The organism is Mycobacterium yunnanensis, from assembly GCF_025823185.1.
Lineage (GTDB): Bacteria > Actinomycetota > Actinomycetes > Mycobacteriales > Mycobacteriaceae > Mycobacterium > Mycobacterium yunnanensis.
This window is the reverse complement of the sequence record NZ_JACKVK010000011.1, coordinates 648,152-671,348: the sequence shown is the minus strand read 5'-3', so window position 1 is coordinate 671,348 and position 23,197 is coordinate 648,152. Positions and strand designations below refer to the sequence as shown.

At 68.3% G+C, this 23,197-nt stretch carries 19 protein-coding genes; 16 read left to right on the top strand and 3 right to left on the bottom strand.

The genetic code is table 11. The features are described 5' to 3' along the window. Positions 1–31: 31 nt before the first annotated feature. Positions 32–1,606 (top strand): HNH endonuclease signature motif containing protein, encoded by a 1,575-nt coding sequence (locus tag H7K45_RS23000; RefSeq protein WP_263998288.1) that lies wholly within the window; start codon positions 32–34, stop codon positions 1,604–1,606. A 32-nt stretch (positions 1,607–1,638) separates the two neighbouring features. Here the strand turns inward: H7K45_RS23000 and H7K45_RS22995 are convergent, their stop codons facing one another. Beyond that, a complete protein-coding gene (locus tag H7K45_RS22995) occupies positions 1,639–2,205 on the bottom strand; it encodes a fasciclin domain-containing protein (protein ID WP_263998417.1) in 567 nt (188 codons plus the stop codon). A 149-nt stretch (positions 2,206–2,354) separates the two neighbouring features. Continuing rightward, complete coding sequence (locus H7K45_RS22990; protein ID WP_263998287.1) at positions 2,355–3,044, bottom strand: fasciclin domain-containing protein; 690 nt, start codon at positions 3,042–3,044, stop codon at positions 2,355–2,357. Positions 3,045–3,185: 141 nt separating this feature from the next. Between H7K45_RS22990 and dxr the strand changes: the two genes are divergently transcribed. The 11 genes from dxr to H7K45_RS22935 all read left to right on the top strand — a co-directional run bounded on the left by dxr (position 3,186) and on the right by H7K45_RS22935 (position 17,193). After that, positions 3,186–4,379, top strand: a complete 1,194-nt coding sequence (gene dxr, locus H7K45_RS22985) for a 1-deoxy-D-xylulose-5-phosphate reductoisomerase (RefSeq protein WP_372512614.1) — start codon at positions 3,186–3,188, stop codon at positions 4,377–4,379. Next, positions 4,376–5,605: a M50 family metallopeptidase gene (locus H7K45_RS22980; RefSeq protein ID WP_263998285.1), complete on the top strand. Its 1,230-nt coding sequence runs from the start codon at positions 4,376–4,378 to the stop codon at positions 5,603–5,605. Before dxr ends, H7K45_RS22980 begins: the two co-directional genes overlap by 4 nt. Positions 5,606–5,623: 18 nt before the next feature. After that, positions 5,624–6,775 carry a flavodoxin-dependent (E)-4-hydroxy-3-methylbut-2-enyl-diphosphate synthase gene (ispG, locus tag H7K45_RS22975; protein WP_263998283.1) on the top strand — a complete coding sequence of 384 codons (1,152 nt, stop codon included), beginning with the start codon at positions 5,624–5,626 and terminating at the stop codon, positions 6,773–6,775. Between the two features lie 49 nt (positions 6,776–6,824). Then, positions 6,825–7,679 carry a GNAT family N-acetyltransferase gene (locus tag H7K45_RS22970; RefSeq protein WP_263998282.1) on the top strand — a complete coding sequence of 285 codons (855 nt, stop codon included), beginning with the start codon at positions 6,825–6,827 and terminating at the stop codon, positions 7,677–7,679. Positions 7,680–7,764: 85 nt separating this feature from the next. Further along, a complete protein-coding gene (locus H7K45_RS22965; protein ID WP_263998281.1) occupies positions 7,765–9,588 on the top strand; it encodes a penicillin-binding transpeptidase domain-containing protein in 1,824 nt (607 codons plus the stop codon). Between the two features lie 17 nt (positions 9,589–9,605). Then, complete coding sequence (locus H7K45_RS22960; protein ID WP_263998279.1) at positions 9,606–10,193, top strand: DUF1707 SHOCT-like domain-containing protein; 588 nt, start codon at positions 9,606–9,608, stop codon at positions 10,191–10,193. 13 nt (positions 10,194–10,206) lie between these two features. Continuing rightward, on the top strand, positions 10,207–11,067 hold the full coding sequence (gene map / locus H7K45_RS22955) for a type I methionyl aminopeptidase (RefSeq protein WP_263998278.1): 861 nt from the start codon (positions 10,207–10,209) through the stop codon (positions 11,065–11,067). Continuing rightward, positions 11,064–12,554, top strand: coding sequence for a cobyric acid synthase (locus tag H7K45_RS22950; RefSeq protein ID WP_263998277.1), 1,491 nt, complete (start codon positions 11,064–11,066; stop codon positions 12,552–12,554). The genes map and H7K45_RS22950 overlap by 4 nt, the downstream gene beginning before the upstream one ends. A gap of 13 nt (positions 12,555–12,567) precedes the next feature. Continuing rightward, entirely contained in the window at positions 12,568–13,224 is a 657-nt protein-coding gene (locus tag H7K45_RS22945; RefSeq protein WP_263998276.1) for a hypothetical protein, read from the top strand. Between the two features lie 9 nt (positions 13,225–13,233). Beyond that, positions 13,234–13,797, top strand: coding sequence for an alpha/beta fold hydrolase (locus H7K45_RS22940; RefSeq protein WP_263998275.1), 564 nt, complete (start codon positions 13,234–13,236; stop codon positions 13,795–13,797). A 45-nt stretch (positions 13,798–13,842) separates the two neighbouring features. Further along, entirely contained in the window at positions 13,843–17,193 is a 3,351-nt protein-coding gene (locus H7K45_RS22935; protein ID WP_263998274.1) for a DEAD/DEAH box helicase, read from the top strand. 6 nt (positions 17,194–17,199) lie between these two features. Here H7K45_RS22935 and H7K45_RS22930 read toward each other — a convergent pair whose 3' ends face one another. Beyond that, positions 17,200–18,768 (bottom strand): amino acid permease, encoded by a 1,569-nt coding sequence (locus H7K45_RS22930; protein WP_263998273.1) that lies wholly within the window; start codon positions 18,766–18,768, stop codon positions 17,200–17,202. A 213-nt stretch (positions 18,769–18,981) separates the two neighbouring features. On the opposite strand from H7K45_RS22930, the gene H7K45_RS22925 reads away from it, so the two are divergent. From H7K45_RS22925 to H7K45_RS22910, 4 genes are read left to right on the top strand one after another with little or no spacing between them, the layout of a single operon-like run. Then, a complete protein-coding gene (locus tag H7K45_RS22925; RefSeq protein WP_263998416.1) occupies positions 18,982–20,304 on the top strand; it encodes a glutamine synthetase family protein in 1,323 nt (440 codons plus the stop codon). Continuing rightward, positions 20,285–21,058: a gamma-glutamyl-gamma-aminobutyrate hydrolase family protein gene (locus H7K45_RS22920; RefSeq protein WP_263998272.1), complete on the top strand. Its 774-nt coding sequence runs from the start codon at positions 20,285–20,287 to the stop codon at positions 21,056–21,058. Before H7K45_RS22925 ends, H7K45_RS22920 begins: the two co-directional genes overlap by 20 nt. Then, positions 21,055–22,419, top strand: coding sequence for an aldehyde dehydrogenase family protein (locus H7K45_RS22915; RefSeq protein ID WP_263998271.1), 1,365 nt, complete (start codon positions 21,055–21,057; stop codon positions 22,417–22,419). Before H7K45_RS22920 ends, H7K45_RS22915 begins: the two co-directional genes overlap by 4 nt. Continuing rightward, entirely contained in the window at positions 22,420–23,193 is a 774-nt protein-coding gene (locus H7K45_RS22910) for a 3-oxoacyl-ACP reductase (RefSeq protein ID WP_263998270.1), read from the top strand. Positions 23,194–23,197: the final 4 nt, after the last annotated feature.

Genomic DNA, 23,197 nt, shown 5'->3' with positions numbered 1-23,197 from the left:
TTTCGTCAGACCGTCGCCGTAAACTGGGTTCATGTTCGACGACTTGGTGGACGCGACGACTGGCACCCGCGGTGCCGGGGCGCTGTCGTCGTGGGCGCGGGTGGAGAACGCGGCCTGCGCTCAACGGGTGGCGACGATGGCCGCGATGCTCGACGAGGCACATGCCGCCTCCGGGTCCGCCGATCGCGACCAGTGGTGCCTGGACAACCTCGACGCCGTCGCCGCCCACATCGGCGCCGCACAGAACATCACTCCCGGCACCGCCTCCCACCAGCTGTTGGTCGCGGTGGCGTTGCACGACCGGTTCCCTCGCGTGGCTGCCGTGTTCGCGGAAGGGTTGATCACCTATGCGTTGGTGAAGACCGTGGTGCACCGCGGCGCCCTGGTGATCGACCCCGATGCCCTGCGTGCACTCGACGGCCTGCTGGCCGAGGCGTTCGGGGACTGGGAACCGCGGTCGGTCGACAAGACCGAGAAGGCCATCGACGTCTCCGTGGCGCAGGTCGACCCGCACGCGGTGCGGCGGGACGAGACCAAGGCACGAGGCCGGTCGGTTGAGGTGCGCATCGAGGAGGACGGCAGCGGCCTGGCCACGGTGTTGGCCACCCTGTTCGCCCACGACGCCAAGGCGTTCCAGGCACGACTGAAGAACCTGGCCGCCACTGTCTGCCCGGATGATCCCCGGACCGCCGACCAACTCCGCGCCGACGCCATCGGCGCCATCGGGACCGACCGTATGGCCTGCCTGTGCGGCAACGACGACTGCCCGGCCGCCCAAGACCCGCCCGCCACGGGCGTGGTGGTCTACGTCATCGCCAGTGAAGACACGCTGGCCGACCCGGCGCCTGGGCCGTCAGCGCCGAGGCACGAAACACCTGCGCCGCCAACGGAGACCCCCGCGGACACCGACGAGCCCACCGCGGCCGCCGAGCGAGCAGCCATCGACGGGGAAGAACCACCGCTATTCGACAAACCCCTTCGCGACCTCACCCTCACCGAAGCGATGACCCCAACTCCCGCTCGGCTGGCCTCACTACGCCCCGCGGCGTTGATGGGCGGCCAATTCCTTCCCGGTGCTCTTGCCTGCCGCGCCACCATCGGGGCGACCATCACCCGGATCGTGCACCCTGGACAAGCCTCACCGGAGAACCGGTACCGACCGTCGAGGAAGCTGGCCGACTTCGTGCGCTGCCGCGACATGACGTGCCGCTTCCCGGGCTGCCGCGTGCCCGCCAGCCAGACCGACATCGATCACACGATCCCGTGGCCGCATGGCCCCACGGCCGCGTCCAACCTCAAGTGCGTCTGCCGTCGACACCATCTGCTCAAGACCTTCTGGGGTGGTGAGAATGGTTGGCGGGACAGGCAACTCGACGACGGCACCGTCATCTGGACCGCACCCGACGGCAAAGAGTTCGTCACCACGCCGGGCAGCCGACTGCTGTTCCCCGAACTGAGCAGACCCACCGCGACGGTCACGACCACCGGGCGACCCACGCCGCACACCGCCGGGCTCACCATGCCGCGGCGCAGAATCACCCGCGCCCGGGATCGCGCCGATCGCGTCCGATACGAGCGCCAACGCAACGAGGCGGCCCAGGCCTGAGCCCGGACCGCCCCGTCGGCGAACTGGTGTTCTTACATCGCCGGGGGAGCCGGAGGCATCAGAACGGTGTCGATCATGTAGACCGTGGCGTTGGCGGTCTGCACGCCACCGCACACCAGGCCTGCGTCGTTGACCTTGAGCTCGGGGCCCATGCCGGTCACGGTGACCTCGCCACCCTCGACCGTCTTGTGCGTGCCGACGACCTGCTCGGGGCTCAGCCGACCCGGAACCACGTGGTAGGTCAGGATGCTGGTCAGCAGCGGCGCGTCGACCTTGAGCTTGTCGATGGTCGCCGGATCGATCTTCTTGAACGCGTCGTCGGTCGGGGCGAACACCGTGAACTCACCGCTGTTCAGCGTGTCCACCAGGTTGACCTCGGGGTTGAGCTGACCCGAGACCGCCGCGGTCAGCGTGGTGAGCATGGGGTTGTTCGACGCGGCCGTGGCGACCGGGTCCATCGACATGCCTTCGACCGACCCGGGTCCGGTCGGAACTTCCTTGGCGTAGGCGGCACAGCTGTTGCCGACGAGGCCCTCGGCCGGTGCGGCCTGTGCGATGCCGGTGGAGGTCAGCAGTCCGGCAACGGCCAGCGCTGCGATCGAGGTGCCGGTGACGGCCTTCTTGGTCTTGTCAGTAAGTTTCACGGGATTCGACTTCCTTCGTTGGTGAAGCAGACACGGATGGTGTCCCGCCGCGTACGGGGGGATGTGCGGCGGGACACCGCCCGCGGGTTCTGTTGGAGCCGTTGTTACTTGGCGGGGGGCATCAAGACGGTGTCGACCATGTACACGGTCGCGTTGGCAGTCTTGACGCCGCCACACACCAGGCCGGACTGGTCGAACTTCAGGCCCTCGCCCTCACCGGTCACGGTCACCTCGCCGCCCTCGACCGTCTTGTGCTTGCCGGCGACCTGAGCGGGGCTCAGCTGACCGGGAATCACGTGGTAGGTCAGGATGCTGGTGAGCAACGGGGCGTCCGTCTTGAGCTTCTCGAGGGTCGCCGCGTCGATCTTCGCGAACGCGTCATCAGTCGGCGCGAGCACGGTGAACTGGCCACCGTTGAGGGTGTCGACCAGGTTCACGCCGGGGTTGAGCTTGCCGGACACCGCTGCCGTCAGCGTGGTGAGGAGCGGGTTGTTCGAGGCAGCGGTGGCCACCGGGTCCTTGGCCATGCCGGCCACGGAGCCGGCGCCCTCGGGCACCTTCTCGGCGTAGCCGGCGCAACCGGTGCCGACCAGGTCGGACGCGGGATCAGCGGTACCGGTCATGGGGGCGCTCGACGACGAGCTGCTCGCCACACTCGAGGAGATGCTGCTGGCACTGCTGGAGATCGAGCTCGCGGTCGAGCTGGCCTCTTCCTTCGAGCATGCGGCGGTGCCCATGACGGCTACGGCGGTCAGGCCTAGCGCAGCAATCGCCTTGCGGTGTGCTGAGTTCATGACGTGATCACTCCAATGTGTCCGGGACGGCTCGTGCCGCCGTCCTCATCGGGCATTCGCCGTGACTGTGAACATGGATGGAATGTGAGCTGCGCCGTCATATCCGCGTCACATTCGGATCGCACTTTCGTCACGGAGCGGGTGACGCGGCACAATGGACCGGTGAACTCGGATCGCGTGCGCGTACTCGTACTTGGCAGCACCGGTTCCATCGGCACCCAGGCCCTCGAGGTCATCGCCGCCAACCCGGACCGCTTCGAGGTGGTCGGGCTCGCCGCAGGCGGCGCCAACCCCGATGTGCTGGCCCGCCAGCGCGCCGAGACCGGCGTCACCAACGTCGCGGTCGCCTCGACCGCCGCTGCCGACCGACTCGGGGACGTCACCTACGCCGGGGACGACGCGGCGACACGCCTGGTCGAGAACACCGAGGCCGACGTCGTCCTCAACGCACTCGTCGGCGCGCTCGGACTTCGCCCCACCCTGGCCGCCCTCGACTCGGGCGCACGGCTGGCGCTGGCCAACAAGGAGTCGCTGATCGCCGGCGGCCCCCTGGTGCTCAAGGCCGCGGCCCCCGGCCAGTTGGTGCCGGTGGACTCCGAGCACTCTGCCTTGGCGCAGTGCCTCCGCGGCGGCACCGCCGCCGAGGTCGACCGGTTGGTGTTGACCGCCTCGGGTGGCCCCTTCCGCGGTTGGCCCGCCGCCGACCTCGAGGGCGTCACCCCCGAGCAGGCCGGGGCTCACCCCACCTGGTCGATGGGTCCGATGAACACGCTGAACTCGGCCTCGCTGGTCAACAAGGGCCTGGAGTTGATCGAGACGCATCTGCTCTTCGGCGTGCCCTACGACCGGATCGACGTCGTGGTCCACCCGCAGTCGATCGTGCACTCGATGGTCACCTTCGTCGACGGCTCGACGATCGCCCAGGCCAGCCCGCCCGACATGAAGCTGCCGATCGCCCTTGCGCTGGGATGGCCGGCGCGCGTCCCGGGCGCGGCCAGGTCGTGTGACTGGACCACGGCCTCGACCTGGACGTTCGAGCCGCTCGACGACGACGTCTTCCCCGCGGTGGCCCTTGCGCGGGAGGCCGGCACCAGGGGTGGCTGCCTGACCGCGGTCTACAACGCCGCCAACGAAGAGGCCGCCGAGGCCTTCCTCGCCGGACGCATCCGATTCCCCGCCATCGTCCGAATCGTCGCCGAGGTCCTGCGCGGTGCCGACCAGTGGTCGGCGGAACCGGCTACCGTGGACGACGTACTCGCCGCTCAGGACTGGGCCAGGGCAGCCGCTGGCGTCGCGGTGAAGGAAGCAGCACGGGAGGTCGTAGCAACAAGATGATGTTCGCACTGGGCATTGTGCTGTTCGCACTGGCCATCTTGCTGTCGGTGGCGCTGCACGAATGCGGTCACATGTGGGTGGCGCGAGCCACCGGGATGAAGGTGCGCCGCTACTTCGTCGGGTTCGGCCCGACGCTGTGGTCGACGAAGCGCCGCAACCGACTCGGCTACACCGAATACGGCGTCAAGGCCGTTCCCCTCGGCGGCTTCTGCGACATCGCCGGCATGACGTCGGTCGAGGAACTGTCACCCGAGGACCGGCCGTACGCGATGTTCCGCCAGAAGGTCTGGAAGCGGGTCGCGGTGCTGTTCGCCGGTCCCGCGATGAACTTCGTGATCGGGCTCGTGCTGATCTACGGCATCGCGATCGTGTGGGGGCTACCCAACCTGCATCCGCCGACCACCGCGATCGTCGGTGAGACGGCGTGCGTCGCCTCTCAGGTCTCCAAGGAGAAGATGGGGGAGTGCACCGGTCCCGGTCCCGCCGCGGCGGCCGGAATCAAGCCTGGCGACACCGTGGTCAAGGTGGGCGACACCGACGTGAACACCTTCGAGCAGATGGTCGCCGCCGTCCGCAAGCTGAACGCGCCGACGCCGTTCGTCGTGCAGCGCACCGAGAACGGCCGCACCGAGGAATTCACCACCACCGTCGACGTCACCCAGACTCAGCGCTTCACCAAGGGTGACGCCGCCGCGCCTACCAAGGTCGGCGCCGTCGGCATCGCGGCCGCGAGCTTCGAGCCCACGCAGTACAACCCCCTCTCGGCCGTGCCCGCCACGGTCGCCTTCACCGGCGACCTGATGGTCGAACTCGGCAAGTCGCTGGCCAAGATCCCCAGCAAGATGGGTGCGCTCGTCGACGCCATCGGCGGGGGCGAGCGCGACAAGGAGACGCCGATCAGCGTCGTCGGCGCCAGCATCATCGGCGGCGAGACCGTCGACCACGGCCTCTGGGTGATGTTCTGGTTCTTCCTGGCCCAACTGAACTTCGTTCTCGGCGTGGTGAATCTGCTGCCGCTGCTGCCCTTCGACGGCGGGCACATCGCCATCGCCGTCTACGAGAAGATCCGCAACATGGTCCGCTCGGCGCGCGGCAAGGTCGCCGGCGCACCGGTCAACTACCTCAAGCTGATGCCCGCGACGTACGTCGTCCTGGTGGTCGTGGGTGGCTACATGTTGCTGACCGTCACAGCCGACCTGGTCAATCCGATCAAGTTGTTCCAATAGCGTGAAAAGGAAGTCATCATGACCGTCGGTCTGGGTTTGCCGGTACCGCCGCCGCCAACGCTGTCCCCGCGCCGCAAGACGCGTCAGCTGATGGTGGGCAACGTGGGTGTCGGCAGCGACTACCCGATCGCCGTGCAGTCGATGTGCACCACCAAGACCCACGACATCAACTCCACGCTGCAGCAGATCGCCGAGCTGACCGCCTCGGGCTGCGACATCGTGCGGGTGGCGTGTCCCCGACAGGAGGACGCCGACGCGCTGCCGGCGATCGCCAAGAAGGCCAACATCCCCGTCATCGCCGACATCCACTTCCAGCCGAAGTACATCTTCGCGGCGATCGACGCCGGGTGTGCCGCGGTGCGCGTCAACCCCGGCAACATCAAGGAGTTCGACGGCCGGGTCAAGGAGGTGGCCAAGGCCGCCGGGGCCGCCGGCATCCCGATCCGCATCGGCGTCAACGCCGGCTCGCTCGACCCGCGGCTGATGAAAAAGTACGGCAAGGCCACCCCCGAGGCGCTCGTCGAGTCGGCGCTGTGGGAGGCGTCGCTGTTCGAGGAGCACGGCTTCGGCGACATCAAGATCAGCGTCAAGCACAACGATCCCGTCATCATGGTCGCGGCCTACGAGCAGCTCGCCGAACAGTGCGACTACCCGCTGCACCTCGGCGTGACCGAGGCCGGGCCGGCATTCCAGGGCACCATCAAGTCGGCGGTCGCCTTCGGCGCACTGCTCGCCAGGGGTATCGGCGACACGATCAGGGTCTCCCTCTCGGCACCGCCGGTCGAGGAGATCAAAGTCGGCACCCAGATCCTGGAGTCGCTCAACCTTCGTCCGCGCGGGCTGGAGATCGTCTCGTGCCCGTCGTGCGGACGTGCTCAGGTCGACGTCTACACCCTGGCCAACGAGGTGTCGGCGGGCTTGGAGGGCCTCGACGTCCCGCTGCGCGTCGCGGTCATGGGGTGCGTCGTCAACGGTCCCGGCGAGGCCCGCGAGGCGGACCTCGGCGTGGCGTCCGGCAACGGCAAGGGTCAGATCTTCGTCAAGGGCGAAGTCATCAAGACCGTGCCCGAACAGATGATCGTCGAGACGTTGATCGAAGAGGCGATGAAGATCGCGGAACAATCCGGGATCAATGATGCGGGCGGCGCACCCGTTGTGACCGTAAGCTGAAACCGACCCTGTGAGCAGGGTCACCGCCGCTGGTTCCTAGAAGGTTCAGATGTCCGCTCCGCCACTGTTTCGCCTCGCCGAGGAGCGACGCGTCACGGTGGTGCGTGACGCCATGATGGTGTGCCGCGTGCTGGACGAGGATCCGGTCGGTTCCTGCATGGTCGCCGCGAGGGTGGCCGACCACGGGGTGGACCCGACGTCGATCGGCGGCGAGATGTGGACGCGGCGGCGGCCGAGCGACTCGCTGTGCTTCGCCGGCGCCAACCTCATTCCCCTGCGCGGTGAGATCTCCGACCTCGTCGCCTTCGCCGACAAGGCCGCCAGCACGCCACGCCGCTGCTCGTCGCTGGTCGGGCGCACGGAGCTCGTCATGCCGATGTGGCACCGCCTCGAGCGGTCGTGGGGTCCGGCGCGCGACGTCCGCGAGCACCAGCCCCTGATGGCGCTGTCGGGCCCGCCGCAGTCTCCCGTCGACCCGGAGGTGCGCCCGGTGCGCATCGAAGAGCTCGACGCCTATCTGGTGGCGGCGGTCGACATGTTCATCGGGGAAGTCGGCGTCGACCCTCGGATGGGCGACGGCGGTCGCGGTTATCGCCGTCGGGTGGCCGGACTGATCACCGCGGGCCGGGCCTGGGCCCGTTTCGAACACGGCCAGGTGGTGTTCAAGGCCGAGGTGGGGTCGCAGTCGCCCGCCGTCGGTCAGATCCAGGGTGTCTGGGTGCACCCGGACTGGCGCGGCCGCGGTCTTGGCATCGCCGGTACGGCGGCGGTGGCTCGGGCGGTCGTGCGCAGCGGCCGGACGGCCAGTCTGTATGTCAACGGCTACAACACGATTGCGCGTGCGACGTACGCCCGCATCGGTTTCACCGAGGTGGGCACGTTCGCCACCGTGCTGCTCGACTGATCACGGGCCCGTTCCCGGCCAATCACGATTGCGTCTCGGTGCGCCTCCAAGGCTTGAGCGCTCGCGGCTTCTAACATCAGCCACAATGGCAACACGAACCTCATCCGCATCACGCGTCGCCGGGCTTCTCACGGTGCTCGCCCTGGTGGCGGCCGCCGGTGGGCTCAGCGCCTGCACCCCACGACCCAACGGGCCCGAACCGGTGGCGACGGCGTTCTTCACCGCGCTCGCCAAGGGCGACACCGGGGCTGCCGCCGACTTCAGCGACCATCCCGCCCAGGCGCGCGCCGCCCTCAACGCGGCGTGGGCCGGCCTGCAGGCGACCAAGCTCGACGCGCAGATCCTCGGCTCGAAGTACGCCGAGGACACCGGCAGCGTGACCTACCGATACACCTGGCACCTGCCGAAGAAGCGCACCTGGACCTACGATGGTCAGCTGAACATGGTCCGCGACGAGGGTCGCTGGGAAGTGCGTTGGAGCGCAACGGGTTTGCACCCCAATCTCGGCGAGAACCAAACGCTGGCGCTGCGGGCGGACGCCCCGCCGCGCGCGTCGGTGAACGAACGTGGCGGCAGTGACGTGTTGCGGCCCGGATTCCTGTACAACTACGCGCTCGACGCCAAGGCCGCGGGCGGCGACCTCATGCCCACGGCCCAGATCGTCGCCGACACGCTGCGCCGCTTCGACCCCACGATGGACGCTCAGCGCCTCGCCGAGACGGCGAGCTCGTCGGCCACCCCGCTGAACCTCATCACGCTGCGTCAAGCCGACCGTGACGCGGTGGCGCCTGCCATCGGGAATCTGCCGGGCGTCGTCATCACCCCGCACGCCGAATTGCTCGCGGTCGACGACCGCTTCGCGCCCGACATCGTCAACCAGGTCAAGAAGTCGGTGTCCGACGAGCTCGACGGCCAGGCCGGCTGGCGCGTGGTCAGCGTCAACCAGAACGGCGCCGACGTCGAGGTGCTCAGCGAAACTCCCGGCGCCCCAGCACCTTCGGTGACCATCAGCCTCGACCGGTCGGTGCAGAACGCCGCCCAGGACGCCGTCGACATGGTCGGCCGCAAGGCGATGATCGTGGCCATCAAGCCGTCGACCGGCGAGATTCTCGCCGTGGCCCAGAATGCCGCCGCGGATGCCGACGGACCCGCGGCGACCACTGGCCTCTACCCGCCGGGGTCGACGTTCAAGATCATCACCGCGGGCGCCGCGATCGACCGCGACATGGCAACGCCCAACACGCTTTTGGGCTGCCCCGGCCACATCGACATCGGGCAGCGGACCATCCCCAACTACGGCGGCTTCGACCTCGGCACCGTGCCGATGTCGCGGGCGTTCGCCAACTCCTGCAACACCACCTTCGCCGAACTGGCCAGCAAGATGCCACCGCGCGGCCTGACGACCGCCGCCGCGCAGTACGGCATCGGCACCGACTTCGTCGTCGACGGCATCAGCACCGTCACCGGAACGGTCCCCCCGACGGTCAACCTGACCGAGCGCACGGAGGACGGGTTCGGTCAGGGCAAGGTCCTCGTCAGCCCCTTCGGCATGGCGCTGGCCGCGGCCACCGTCGCCGCAGGCAAGACGCCCGTGCCGACCCTGATCGAGGGCAGGCACACCGAGGTGTCGGGTGACACGCCCACCATCACCCCCAAGATGGTCGACGGATTGCGGCCGATGATGCAGTTGGTGGTGACCAACGGCACGGCCAAGGAACTGAACGGCAGCGGGGACGTCCGCGGCAAGACCGGTGAGGCCGAGTTCGACGGCGGCTCGCACGCCTGGTTCGCCGGGTACCGCGGCGATCTGGCGTTCGCCGCGCTCATCGTCGGCGGCGGCAGCTCCGAGTACGCGGTGCGGATGTGCAAGGACATGCTCGGCGGGCTGCCCCCCGATTACCTGGTCTGAGTAGCCTGGTCCTCACGATGAGCAACTCCGACACGGGTGCCGAGGGCTTCGGCGGTCTTCGCATCTCGGACGCAGACCGCAACGGCACCCTGCGGCGCCTGCACAATGCGGTGGCGCTCGGGCTCATCGACATCGGCGAGTTCGAAGAACGGTCGGCCGCGGTGTCGCAGGCCCGCCTGCACTCCGAGCTCGGCGCGCTCGTCGAAGACCTGCCTGGCCCGGGTGCCATCGTCACGACCGCCACCGACCGCGTCGAACTGCGGGGCGTACTCGGGTCGCTCAAACGCCAGGGCGAGTGGATCGTGCCCACCAGGCTCTCCCTGGTGCGACGCATGGGTTCGGTCGACCTCGACCTCACCAAGGCGCGGTTCGCCGGGCCCATCGTCGTCATCGAGCTGGACATGAAGTTCGGGTCGGTGGAGATTCGGCTGCCCGACGGGGCGAGTGCGTCGATCGACGACGTCGAGGTGCTCGTCGGCAGCGCCCGCGACCACCGCAAGGACGCGCCCGCGGAGGGGTCCCCGCACGTCATCCTCACCGGCCGCAGCGTGTGCGGGTCCGTCGACATCCGCGGACCGCGAAAGTCGCTGTTCGGCAGGGGTTAGTTACCCTGGGAGGATGTCCGTTCGCACCGCCCTCCACCCCGGCGAGTTGTCCCCGACGCTGCCCGTGCCCAAGTCGATCCCGCGTCCCGAGTACGCCTGGAAGTCCGAGGTGCGCGAGGGCTCCGAGCCGTGGGTGCAGACACCCGAGGTGATCGAGAAGATGCGGGTGGCCGGACGCATCGCAGCCGACGCGCTCGCCGAGGCCGGCCGTGCGGTCGCACCCGGCGTCACCACCGACGAGCTGGACCGCATCGCCCACCAGTACATGGTCGACCACGGGGCCTACCCGTCGACGCTGGGCTACAAGGGCTTTCCCAAGTCATGCTGCACGTCGCTCAACGAGGTGATCTGCCACGGCATCCCCGACTCCACGGTCGTCCAGGACGGCGACATCGTCAACATCGACGTGACCGCGTACGTCGACGGCGTGCACGGCGACACCAACGCCACGTTCCTCGCCGGTGACGTGTCCGAGGAACACCGCCTGCTCGTCGAGCGAACCCGCGAAGCCACCATGCGCGCCATCAAGGCCGTCAAGCCCGGCCGTCAGCTCTCGGTCGTCGGACGCGTCATCGAGGCCTACGCACACCGCTTCGGCTACAACGTCGTTCGCGATTTCACCGGCCACGGCATCGGGGAGACGTTCCACAACGGACTGGTGGTGTTGCACTACGACCAGCCGGCGGTCGACACGGTCCTCGAACCCGGCATGACATTCACCATCGAGCCGATGATCAACCTCGGCGCGCTGGACTACGAGATCTGGGACGACGGCTGGACGGTGGCCACGGTGGACAAGAAGTGGACCGCCCAATTCGAGCACACCCTGGTGGTCACCGAGGACGGGGCCGAGATCCTGACGCTTCCGGAGTGAGCGGCGCGCTGCTGGTCGCGGGCACCACCTCCGACGCCGGCAAGTCGACGATCGTCGCAGGACTGTGTCGGTTGTTGGCGCGCAAGGGCATTCGCGTGGCGCCCTTCAAGGCCCAGAACATGTCCAACAATTCGGCCGTGACGGTCGAAGGCGGTGAGATCGGCCGCGCCCAGGCGATGCAGGCGCGGGCCGCGGGCCTGGAACCCAGCGTGCGATTCAACCCCGTCCTGCTCAAGCCCGGCGGGGACCGGACCTCGCAGCTGGTGGTCAAGGGACGGGTGGAGGGCACGGTCGCCGCCGGGGACTATTTCCGCCACCGCGACATGCTCGCCCGGGTGGTCGCCGACGAACTTGCCTCGCTACGCGACGAATTCGACGTCGTCATCTGCGAAGGCGCCGGGTCGCCAGCCGAGATCAACCTGCGCGCAACCGATCTGGCCAACATGGGCCTGGCGCGAGCGGCGAATCTTCCGGTCATCGTGGTCGGAGACATCGACCGCGGCGGAGTGCTGGCGCACTTCTTCGGCACCGTGGCGGTCCTCGAACCCGACGACCAGCGGCTCGTCGCGGGGTTCGTGGTGAACAAGTTTCGCGGTGATCCCACCCTTCTGACCCCTGGCCTGGACCAGCTCGAGCGGCTGTCCGGACGGCCCACCTACGGCGTCGTGCCCTACGACGACGGCCTCTGGCTCGACGCCGAGGACTCCCTGTCGGTGCAGGCCCACCGGATCGTGGGCATCCCCGAGCAGGCGCGCGGCACCGACACGTTGCGGGTGGCCGCCGTTCGGCTGCCTCGCATCTCCAACTCCACCGACGTCGAGGCGCTGGCGTGCGAACCCGGCGTGGTGGTCCGGTGGGTCACCGACGTCGCCGACCTCGCCGACGCCGACGTCGTGGTGCTGCCGGGCAGCAAGGCCACTGTCGCCGATCTGGCGTGGCTGCGGGACCGCGGGCTCGCCGACGGCGTGCTCGCCCACGCGGCGGCCGGCCGCGCCGTGGTGGGCGTCTGCGGGGGCTTCCAGATGCTGTGCGGCAGCGTCGACGACCCGGTCGAGTCGGGCCGCGGACGCGTCGAGGGGCTCGGTCTGCTCGACGCCGACGTCGTCTTCGCCGCGGAGAAGACCCTGCGGCACTGGACGACGCCGTTGCGGGGATACGAGATCCACCACGGTCAGGTGACCCGCTCGGCCGAGGAGTCCTGGTTGGGCATCGGCCTCCGCCGCGGCGCGGTGTACGGCACCCACTGGCACGGACTGTTCGACAACGACGAGGTGCGGCGGCAGTGGCTCGTCGACGCGGCCGCCGCGGCCGGTCGGCACGGATTCGTCGTCGCCGACGACGTCGACGTCGCGGGCCGGCGCGACGCACAGCTCGACGCGATGGCCGACCTGCTGGTCGAGCACCTCGACGTGGATGCCCTGCTGGACCTGGTCGACGGGGGAGCGCCGGCGCGCCCCGTGATCAGCTCCCGGCTCGACGGTGTCTGAGTAGCCTTGGAACATGGCAGCGACGTCGAAGCTCGTCGTCCTCGCGGCGGGTGTGGCCGTGTTCCTGACCAGTTGTGCGGTGAAGGGCACGCCCACCTGGCCCGGTGCACGTCTGAACGCGGCCGCACTCAGCGCCGAGGACTTCCCGCCAGGGGTCGAGTTCGACCGCATCGCGGAGCAACCCGGTCAGCCCGACGGGACTAACCGCCCGCCGCCGATGGCATCGGAACCCGCCGGCTGCACCGACGGGTTGACCCGCGACATCGCGGCGTCCGTCGACCGCGGACCGGGCAGTTCGGTCAAGTACGCCGTCACCTACGACGGCGCGCGGGTGGTCATGACGGTGCTGGCGGACACCTTGGACCTGAACCGGCTCGACGCCACCGCCACGCGATGCGAGGCGTACACGACGTTCTTCGACGCGGAGTCCCAACCCATCCAGATGACGACCACCAAGATGAGCTCACAACGGCCCCAGGCCTTGACCTACCGGCAGACCATGCAGCTGAGGGGAACCGAGAGCAGCGTGTACTTCACGTTCGAGAACGTGGGCGACTCGGGCATGTTCGGCATCGCGTTCCCCACGCCCAACCCCGCCATCGCCGTCAAAGCGTCGCTGCCGCAAACGTTCTTGGAGATCACGGCCCGGCAGGCCCAACGGCTCGGGTAGCGTGGCGCAATGCCATCGACCGTGCGCACCGTCGACGGGTTCCCGGCAACGGTCGACGTGTCAGGCCCGGACAAGGGCTCGGTCGTCGTCTTGCTGGGAGCCGCCCATCAAGGCCCGGCGGCCTACGACGCGATCTGTCAGCGCCTGCACACGGCGTCCCTCCGGACCGTGGTCATCGCGCCCGACCCGCGGTTGAGCGCCAAGGCCGTGGTGGGAATCCTCGACTCCGTCGGCGTGCGGTGGGCGCTGCTGGTCGGTGACCGCGTCGGGGGCGAACTCGCCTGGGAGCTGGCCGCCACCCGGCTGGACCGCTTCACCGGGCTGGTCGTCGTCGACCGTGGCCACCCCCGCGTGCCCGACCAGGCAGGAGAGGTCCGCGACGAGCGCTGCCCACCGGTCGAGGTGAACACCACCGCACTGGTCAGTTCCCCCGCGGCACGCAACGTGGCCAAGGCCAGCCAGCGCTACGTCTACGGGGACTACCGCATCGTGGAGTTGCTCGGCCGCCGCAACGCCCAGGAGTCCACGGCGCAGCTGGCCGCCGAGATCGTGCTGCGCACCAGCACCTGGTGACGTCGTCCTCGACCTCCTGTCGGCGATCTTCTCTATCCTCGGTCCATGGTGCCGCCCCCGGACCTCGTCCTGAACATCGGCGAGCTGGTCGCCGAGTTTGGCTCGGCGACGGTCAGTCGCGGTACCAGGTACGCCGACCTCGGCCGGGTCAGCGAGGCCGACTGGGACGAGGAGGACCTCGAGCTCACCGGTCTGTGTTCGGGGTCCGACGGCCACCGGTATCGGGTCGCCGCCGGATTCCAGCGCTCCGGTGAGGACCTGCGACTCGTCTGGGCCGAGTGCTCGTGCCCGGTGGGGGTCTACTGCAAACACGCCGTCGCCCTGCTGCTGACCGCTGCCAGCAACCATCATTCGCCCGAGCAGGCCGCCGACCGGTGGCGAGTCGTCTTGAGCAAGATGCTCGACGAACTGACGCCGCAGGGCGCGGCCAACGCCGCACCCCTGGGCCTGGAGTTCTCCGTGACCCCGCCCAGTCGGTACCGGCCGCGCGCCGACATCGCGCTGCGCCCGGTCACCCTCGGCAAGCGTGGTACCTGGATTCGGGCCGGGGTCAGCTGGCAACGCCTGTCCTACCACGCCGCCGCCGGTGAATTCGACCGCGCGCAATACGACGCCCTGCGCGCGCTGGTCAGCGACGCCCAGCGCTCCGGCATCGTGCCGATCAACGACGTGGTGACGGTTTCTCGGGTCCCCGTGGGGTTTTGGGCCCGGTTGGCCGATGCGCTGGACGCCGGGGTCGCCGTCGTCGCGCACGGGAGCAGCGGCTTGACGGGCGTCGACCTGGTCAAGAGCGCGACGCTGCGGCTCGACTTCACGGGCGACGACACCGGCGGCGCGGCGATGTCCGTCACCATGATGGTCGACGGGGAACGCTGCCCGACCGACGCGGTCGGGCTCATCGGATCGCCAACGCCGCACGGGATGTACACGATCGTCGACGGTGTGCTGCGACTGGGCCGGTTCGATCCGGTGCCGGCCCGAACGGCACTGGATCTGTTGTTGCGCAACGAAGTCGTGCGGATCCCCGCCGACATGGTGCCGGAGTTCTCGATGGACGTGCTGCCGCGGTTGGTGGACGCCGCGCCGGTGGACGTGGCCGACGGGCTCTTCACCCCGCCGACCATCAGCGGCCCGACGGCCGTGTTGACGTTGACCACGACCCCCGGCGGCGTGCGAGCGTCATGGAGCACCCGGTACCTGGTCAACGATCGCCACCACGAGTTCGACCCGGACTCGCTGGCGGCACGCACGGGGTACCGGGACGCCGACGCCGAAGCCCTCGTGTGGGACGTCGTGGCGCCGGCCGTGCGGGCGGTCGCGGCGGCCTCTCGCACCTGGAAGCAGCAAGCCGCGCACCGTCTTCGGCAGCTGACCAACAGGGTCGTCACCGTCGCACTGGTCGAGGAGATGACTGCGATCGCCAGGTCCGAGGGTTCGGTCGCGGCCGCTGCGGCCGCGTCGCCGCAGACGTTGCGGTCGGGGGTCGACCTCACCCTCGCCGAGGCGGCCGTCCTGGTCGGCGAACTGTTGCCGGCTTTGGACTGCCGCGAGTCCTTCACCGTCGAGGTGGCCCAGGGCGTCCCGGACTTCCGGCCCGCCGACGGTGCGCCGCGGCTCCGGTTCGGCAACGACGGTGACGAACCGGTGCGCAACGACTGGTTCGATCTGGGCATCACGCTGACCATCGACGGGCAAGACGTCCCCATCGCATCGGTCATTGCCGAATTGGCCACGGGCGCAACGCACATGCTGCTGCCCAACGGGGTGTACTTCCCGCTCGACAGCCCGGAGCTCCTGCGGCTGCGCGAGCTGCTCGACGAAGCGCGTGCGCTCGGTGAGATCGACGGCGTCCGGGTGAACGCCGGATCCCACAACGTCACTCTGTGGGAGGAGTTGCTGGCCCTCGGCGTGGTCGACGAGCAGTTGGCCGCCTGGCATCGAAGCCTCGCGGCGAGGACGGCGGCGCGGCCGCCGGCACCGGTCGAGGTGCCCGCCGGGCTGGCGGCCACGTTGCGTGACTACCAGCGCGACGGCCTCGACTGGCTGTCGTTCCTGTGGGACAACCAGCTTGGCGGGGTGCTGGCCGACGACATGGGACTCGGCAAGACCGTGCAGACCCTTGCGCTCATCGCTCGCGTCGCCGAACGGGGAGCGCGACGGTTCCTGGTGGTGGCTCCGACGAGCGTCGTCACCAACTGGGTCGCCGAATGCGGACGGTTCACCCCGGGACTGACGGCCCTGGCGGTCACCAGCACCGAGGCCAGGTCCGGCACGTCGCTGGCGGAGCGGGCGGCCGGGGTCGACGTGGTCGTTACCTCCTACGCCATCCTGCGCATCGACTTTCAGGCGTACGCCGACATGGACTGGGCGGGAGTCATTCTCGACGAGGCGCAGTTCGTCAAGAACCACAACAGCAAGACCCATCAGTGCGTGCGCCGGCTCGACGCGCCGTTCAAGCTCGCCATCACCGGCACTCCGATGGAGAACAACCTGATGGAGCTGTGGTCGCTGCTCTCGATCACCGCGCCCGGCCTGTTCCCGTCCCCGGCGGTGTTCACCCAGCACTTCCGCAAGCCCATCGAATCCGGCACTGACCCCGAGCGGCTGGCCGTGCTGCGCCGGCGCATCAAGCCGGTGATGCTGCGGCGCACCAAGGGCCAGGTCGCCGGTGAGCTGCCCCCGAAGCAGGAACAGCTGCTGGCGCTCGACCTCGGCCCGAAGCACCGGCGCATCTACGACACGCACATGGCTCGCGAACGCCAGAAGGTGCTTGGCCTGCTGGGGGATTGGGAGAAGAACCGGTTTCAGATCTTCCGGTCGCTCACCCTGCTGCGACAGCTCAGCCTGCACGTGGGACTGGTCGACGAGTCGAAGATGGACGTCGCCGCGGCCAAGGTCGACTTCCTGGTCGAGCAGTTGCCCGAGCTCGTCGCCGAAGGGCACAGCGCGCTGGTGTTCAGCCAGTTCACCGGCTTCCTGGCCATCCTGCGCAACCACCTCGACGCGGTCGGGGTGCGCTATGCCTACCTCGACGGGTCGTCGAGCTCCCAGCAGCGCGACGCCGCGATCGCCGACTTCAGGTCGGGTGCCACCCCGGTGTTCCTGATCAGCCTGAAGGCCGGCGGTTTCGGGCTCAACCTGACCGAGGCCGACTACTGCTTCATCTGCGACCCATGGTGGAACCCGGCCGCGGAGGCCCAGGCGGTCGACCGGACGCATCGGATCGGTCAGACCCGTCCGGTCACGGTCTACCGCCTGGTCTCCGAGGGCACCATCGAGGAGAAGGTCGTCACGCTGCAGGAGCGCAAGCGTGAACTGTTCGCCGCCGTCGTCGACGAGGGTGACGTCTTCGGTTCTGCCATCACCGATTCCGACGTTCGCGAACTGTTCGGCTAGCGGGTCCTAGGTGAGGTCGAGTTCCTCGGCGACGGTGGTCACCTGCTTGATCGGCCCGGTGAACCACTTCTTCACCGAGACGTGCCAGTAGACGAACAGCAGGATCAGGACGCCGCCGACGAGCAGCGGGGTGTAGTTCACGAACTTCCACTCGAAGCTGGGATCCCACGGCGCACCGCCTATCGACGTCGGAAACATCGCGATGATCGAGGTGACGATGATTTCGACGAGCGCCACCGGCGCCATCCACTTGTGATGTCCGCGCAGGTTCCACTTGCCGACCGGGAACGCGTCGCCGGCCTTCCAGCGGTAGTAGATCGGCACCGCGAAGCACAGGTAGAGCCCGACCACGCCGATCGACACCACCGCGAAGAACGCGATCGGCACCGGTGCGCCGTTGATGTCGACCTCGACGAGCGCGGGCAGCGTGATGATCGCCGCGATGGCCGCCGTCACGATCACCGCGTTCGCGGGCACGCGGCCGGCGTTGACCTTGGACCACAGCTGGTGGCCCGGCACGGCGCGGTCGCGGCTGAACGCGAACAGCATGCGCGACGCGCTGGTCTGGCAGGCGGTGGTGCAGAACAGCTGTCCGGCGGTCGAGATCAGCAGCACCACACCGGCCCACTTCGAGTCCAGCGCCTGACTGAAGATCGTCGCGACCGCGCCGCCGCCCGCGGTCACCCCGTCGACGTCCTGCACGGCGAACAAGAACGTCAGCAGCAGGATCCACCCGCCGATGGCGGAGTAGAAGATCGACCGCCAAATGCCCTTGGCCGCACCGTGAGCGGCGCCCTTGGTCTCCTCGGACAGGTGCGCCGACGCGTCGTAGCCGGTGATCGTGTACTGGGTCAGGATCGCCGACATCGGCAGGACGAACAGCAGGAACGTGATGCCGGAGGTGGAGCCGCCGAAGAAGCCGGTGTTGTTGACCGTGGTCGTGAACACCGTCGACAAGCTGGCGTGTTGTGCGGGCAGCGCCCACAGGATGACGATGACGGCGGCGGCGCCGACGACGTGCCACCACACCGAGACGTTGTTGATCACCGCCAGCAGATGCGACGAGAAGATGTTGATGGTCGCCACGATCACCAGGATGACCAGGAAGATGATGAACGTCCGGGTCAGGCTGTAGCCGGCGAGCCAGCTCTCGCTGAACGTGCCCAGCGTCAGGTCCAGGAACGTGGCGCTGCCGTAGGCGACCGACGCCAGGATGGCGATGAGCCCGACGAGGTTGAGCCAGCCCGTGTAGTAACCGGCCTTCGGACCGCCGAGTTTGGCTGCCCACCAATAGATTCCGCCCGACGTCGGGTACGCCGAGACCAGCTCGGACATGCACAGACCGATGACGAGGATGAACGCCGACACGATGGGCCAGCCCCAGGCGATGGCGGCGGGCCCACCGTTGTTCCATCCGAGGCCGAACGAGGTGAAGCAACCCGCCAGGATCGAGATGATCGAGAACGAGATGGCGAAGTTGCTGAAGCTGGACCAGGAACGGTTGAGTTCCTGGGTGTAGCCGAGTGACGCGAGGTGCTTCTCGTCGTCGGACAGTTCTTCGTGACCCTCTGGCACGGTGGTTCTCCTTCTCGGGGTAGCGCACGAGAGCGCTCACTGAGTAGGGAGAATAGATCCGCAATGGTCTGGTGTCCTACCTTTGGCAGTGACGGTTGTGTAAATCTAAGACCGAAATGCGCGGTGAACCGGATCCAATGGTTGACTCACACCCATGTTGGTCGGTTTCGAGAGGCGGGGCACGTGACTTTGGAACTCTCCGAGTTGAAGAAGATGGTCGCCGAGGGAGACGTGGACACCGTCATCGTCGCCTTCACCGACATGCAGGGCCGGCTGACCGGCAAACGAATCTCGGCCCGGCTGTTCGTCGACGACGTGATCGCCCACGGCGCCGAATGCTGCAACTACCTGCTGGCCGTCGACGTCGACATGAACACCGTCGACGGATACACGATGTCGAGCTGGGAAGCCGGCTACGGCGACATGGTGATGACGCCGGACTTCACCACGCTGAGGCGGATCCCGTGGCTGCCGGCCACCGCCTTGGTGATGGCCGATCTCGGCTGGCATGACGGCTCGCCGGTGCGGCCGTCTCCACGCGGGATCCTGCGCGCGCAGTTGGACAGGCTGGCCCAGCGGGGAATGGAGGCCGTCGCGGCGACCGAACTCGAGTTCATCGTGTTCGACGACTCCTACCGCGACGCGTGGGCCAAGGGCTACACCAAGCTGACGGCTGCCACCGACTACAACATCGACTACAACATGCTGGCGTCCACGCGGATGGAGCCGTTGCTCCGCGACATCCGCAACGGCATGGAGGGCGCCGGCCTGTACTGCGAGGGCGTCAAGGGCGAGTGCAACTTCGGTCAGCAGGAGATCGGGTTCCGCTACGACGAGGCGCTGGTCACCTGTGACAACCACACCGTCTACAAGAACGGCGCCAAGGAAATCGCCGACCAGCACGGCAAGAGCCTGACCTTCATGGCGAAGTTCGACGAGCGGGAAGGCAACAGCTGCCACATCCACCTGTCATTCCGGGGCACCGATGGTTCGGCGGTGTTCGCCGACGACGACGACCCGCTCGGCATGTCGCCGATGTTCCGCAGCTTCCTGGCGGGCCAACTCGCCACGCTGCGTGAACTGACCCTGTTCTACGCACCGAACGTCAACTCCTACAAGCGTTTCGTCGACGGCAGCTTCGCCCCGACGGCCGTCGCCTGGGGCCTGGACAACCGCACGTGCGCGCTGCGGGTGGTCGGCCACGGGCACGGGATGCGGATGGAGTGCCGCGCGCCGGGCGGTGACGTCAACCAGTACCTCGCCGTGGCGGCGCTGATCGCCGGCGGACTGCACGGCATCGACCAGCAGCTGGAGCTGCCCGAGCCGTGCGCGGGCAATGCGTACACCAGTGGCGCCGAACGACTTCCGACCACGCTGGCCGAGGCGGCCGAGCTGTTCGAGTCGTCGACCGTCGCCAGGGAGGCGTTCGGCGACGACGTCGTCGAGCACTACCTCAACAACGCCCGCATCGAATTGAAGGCCTTCAATTCGGCGGTGACCGACTGGGAGAGGCGACGTGGCTTCGAACGCCTCTAGTGCCCTCCCCAGGCCGACGGTCGGGCTGACGACGTACCTACAACAGGCCCAGACGGGAGTTTGGGACGTCCGCGCCAGTTTTCTGCCCGCCGTCTACGTCGAGGGGGTCACCTCTGCGGGCGGCATCGCCATGCTGCTCCCGCCGCAACCGGTCGACGACGCCGTGGTCGACCGCGTACTCGAGGGCCTCGACAGCCTGGTGATCACCGGCGGTCGCGACGTCGACCCCGCCCGCTACGGCCAAGAGCCGCACGCGAAGACCGACGAACCGGCCCGTGACCGCGACGCCTGGGAGTTCGCGCTCGTGCGCGCGGCGGTGGCGAGGGGCTTGCCGCTGCTCGGCATCTGCCGCGGTGCGCAGGTGCTCAACGTCGCGCTCGGCGGCACGCTGCACCAGCACCTGCCCGACGTGGTCGGGCACTACCAACATCAGCTCGGCAACGCGGTGTTCAGCACCTCGAAGATCGAGACCGTGCCGGGAACCCGGGTCGCCGCGCTGATCGGCACGTCCACCGACGCCCAGTGCTATCACCATCAAGCCATCGCCGAACTCGGCGCCGGGCTGATGGCCAGTGCGTGGGATCCCGACGGCGTCGTGGAGGCCATTGAAATACCCGGCCCCGAATTCGTGGTGGCCGTCCAGTGGCATCCGGAGGAGCGGCTCGACGACCTGCGATTGTTCGCCGGCGTCGTCGAGGCGGCGACGACGTACGCATCGAAGAAGCACTCGAGTTTGGAGAGGAACACCGCGTGAGCACGTCCACATTGATCAACCCGGCGACCGAGGAGGTGCTGCGCACCGTCGAGATGCTCGACGTGCCTGCCGTCGACGACGCGGTGGCGCGCGCCAGGTCCGCCCAGAAGCAGTGGGCCAAGCTCGCACCCGCCGAGCGGGGCGCCGCGCTGCGGTCGTTCGCCGCGGTGGTCGACGCCCACGTCGGAGAATTGGCGGCGCTGGAGGTGGCCAACTCCGGCCACGTGATCGGCAACGCCGAGTGGGAGGCAGGCCACGTCCGCGACGTCCTGCAGTTCTACTCGGCCAGCCCGGAACGCATGTCGGGCAAGCAGATTCCGGTCGCCGGCGGTCTCGACGTCACGTTCAACGAGCCGCTCGGCGTGGTCGCGGTGATCGCGCCGTGGAACTTCCCGATGACCATCGCCTCGTGGGGATTCGTGCCCGCGCTCGCCGCAGGCAACGCCGTGCTGGTCAAGCCAGCCGAGATCACCCCGCTGACGACGATGCGACTGGCGGAGCTGGGCTTGCAGGCGGGGTTGCCCGACGGTCTGTTCCAAGTGCTGCCCGGCAAGGGGTCGGTCGTGGGCGAGCGGTTCATCAGCCACCCGGACGTGCGCAAGATCGTCTTCACCGGGTCCACTGAGGTCGGCGTCAGGGTGATGGCAGGGGCGGCTCAGCAGGTCAAGCGGGTCACCCTGGAGCTCGGCGGCAAGAGTGCCAACATCGTCTTCGACGACTGCGATCTCGAGGAGGCCGCCGCCACCGCTCCCTACGGCGTCTTCGACAATGCCGGCCAGGACTGCTGCGCACGCAGCCGGATCCTGGTGCAGCGCAACGTCTACGACCGATTCATGGAGTTGCTCGAGCCCGCCGTCAAGGGCGTCGTCGTCGGCGATCCGTCGTCGAGGGACAGTGAGATGGGGCCGCTGGTCTCCAAGCCGCACTTCGACACCGTCGCGTCCTACGTTCCCGACGGCGCACCCATTGCGTTTCAGGGTTCCGCGCCGAGCGGCCCCGGATACTGGTTCCCCCCAACCGTTCTCACCCCACAGCGCACCGACCGCGCGGTCACCGAGGAGATCTTCGGGCCGGTCGTCACCGTGCTGCCGTTCGAGGGCGAAGCCGACGCGATCGAGCTCGCCAACGACAGCCCCTACGGGTTGTCGGGCTCCATCTGGACCGACAACCTGTCGCGAGCGATGCGGGTCTCCCGTGGAGTGGAATCCGGCAACCTGTCGGTCAATTCGCACTCCTCGGTGCGCTACAACACACCGTTCGGCGGCTTCAAGCAGTCGGGGCTCGGGCGTGAGCTCGGCCCCGACGCACCGCTGCACTTCACCGAAACCAAGAACGTCTTCTTCAAGATTGGAGAGCTGTAGATGGATTTGACCCAGCGGCTGGCAGGCAAGGTCGCCGTCATCACCGGCGGCGCCAGCGGTATCGGTCTCGCGACGGCCAAGCGGATGCGGGCCGAGGGGGCGACGATCGTCATCGGTGACATCGACCCCACCACCGGCAAGAGCGTCGCGGGTGACCTCAACGGCACCTTCGTTCAGGTCGACGTCGCCGACCAAGCGGCGGTGGACAATCTGTTCGACACCGCTGCCGAGACGCACGGGTCGGTCGACATCGCCTTCAACAACGCCGGCATCAGCCCACCGGATGACGACCTGATCGAGGTCACCGGCATCGACGCCTGGGATCGGGTGCAGGACATCAACCTCAAGTCGGTGTTCTTCTGCTGCAAGGCGGCGCTGCGGCACATGGTCCCCGCGCAGAAGGGGTCGATCGTCAACACCGCGTCGTTCGTCGCGGTCAATGGCTCGGCCACGTCGCAGATCTCCTACACCGCGTCCAAGGGCGGCGTGCTCGCGATCTCGCGGGAGCTGGGAATTCAGTACGCGCGCCAGGGCATTCGCGTCAACGCCCTGTGTCCCGGCCCGGTGAACACCCCGCTGCTTCAGGAGCTCTTCGCCAAGGATCCGGAGCGGGCGGCGCGCCGGTTGATTCACGTCCCGATGGGCCGGTTCGCCGAACCCGACGAGCTGGCCGCCGCGGTTACGTTCCTCGCCAGCGACGACGCGTCCTTCATCACGGGGTCGACGTTCCTGGTCGACGGCGGAATCACCGGTCACTACGTGACGCCACTGTAGGGAT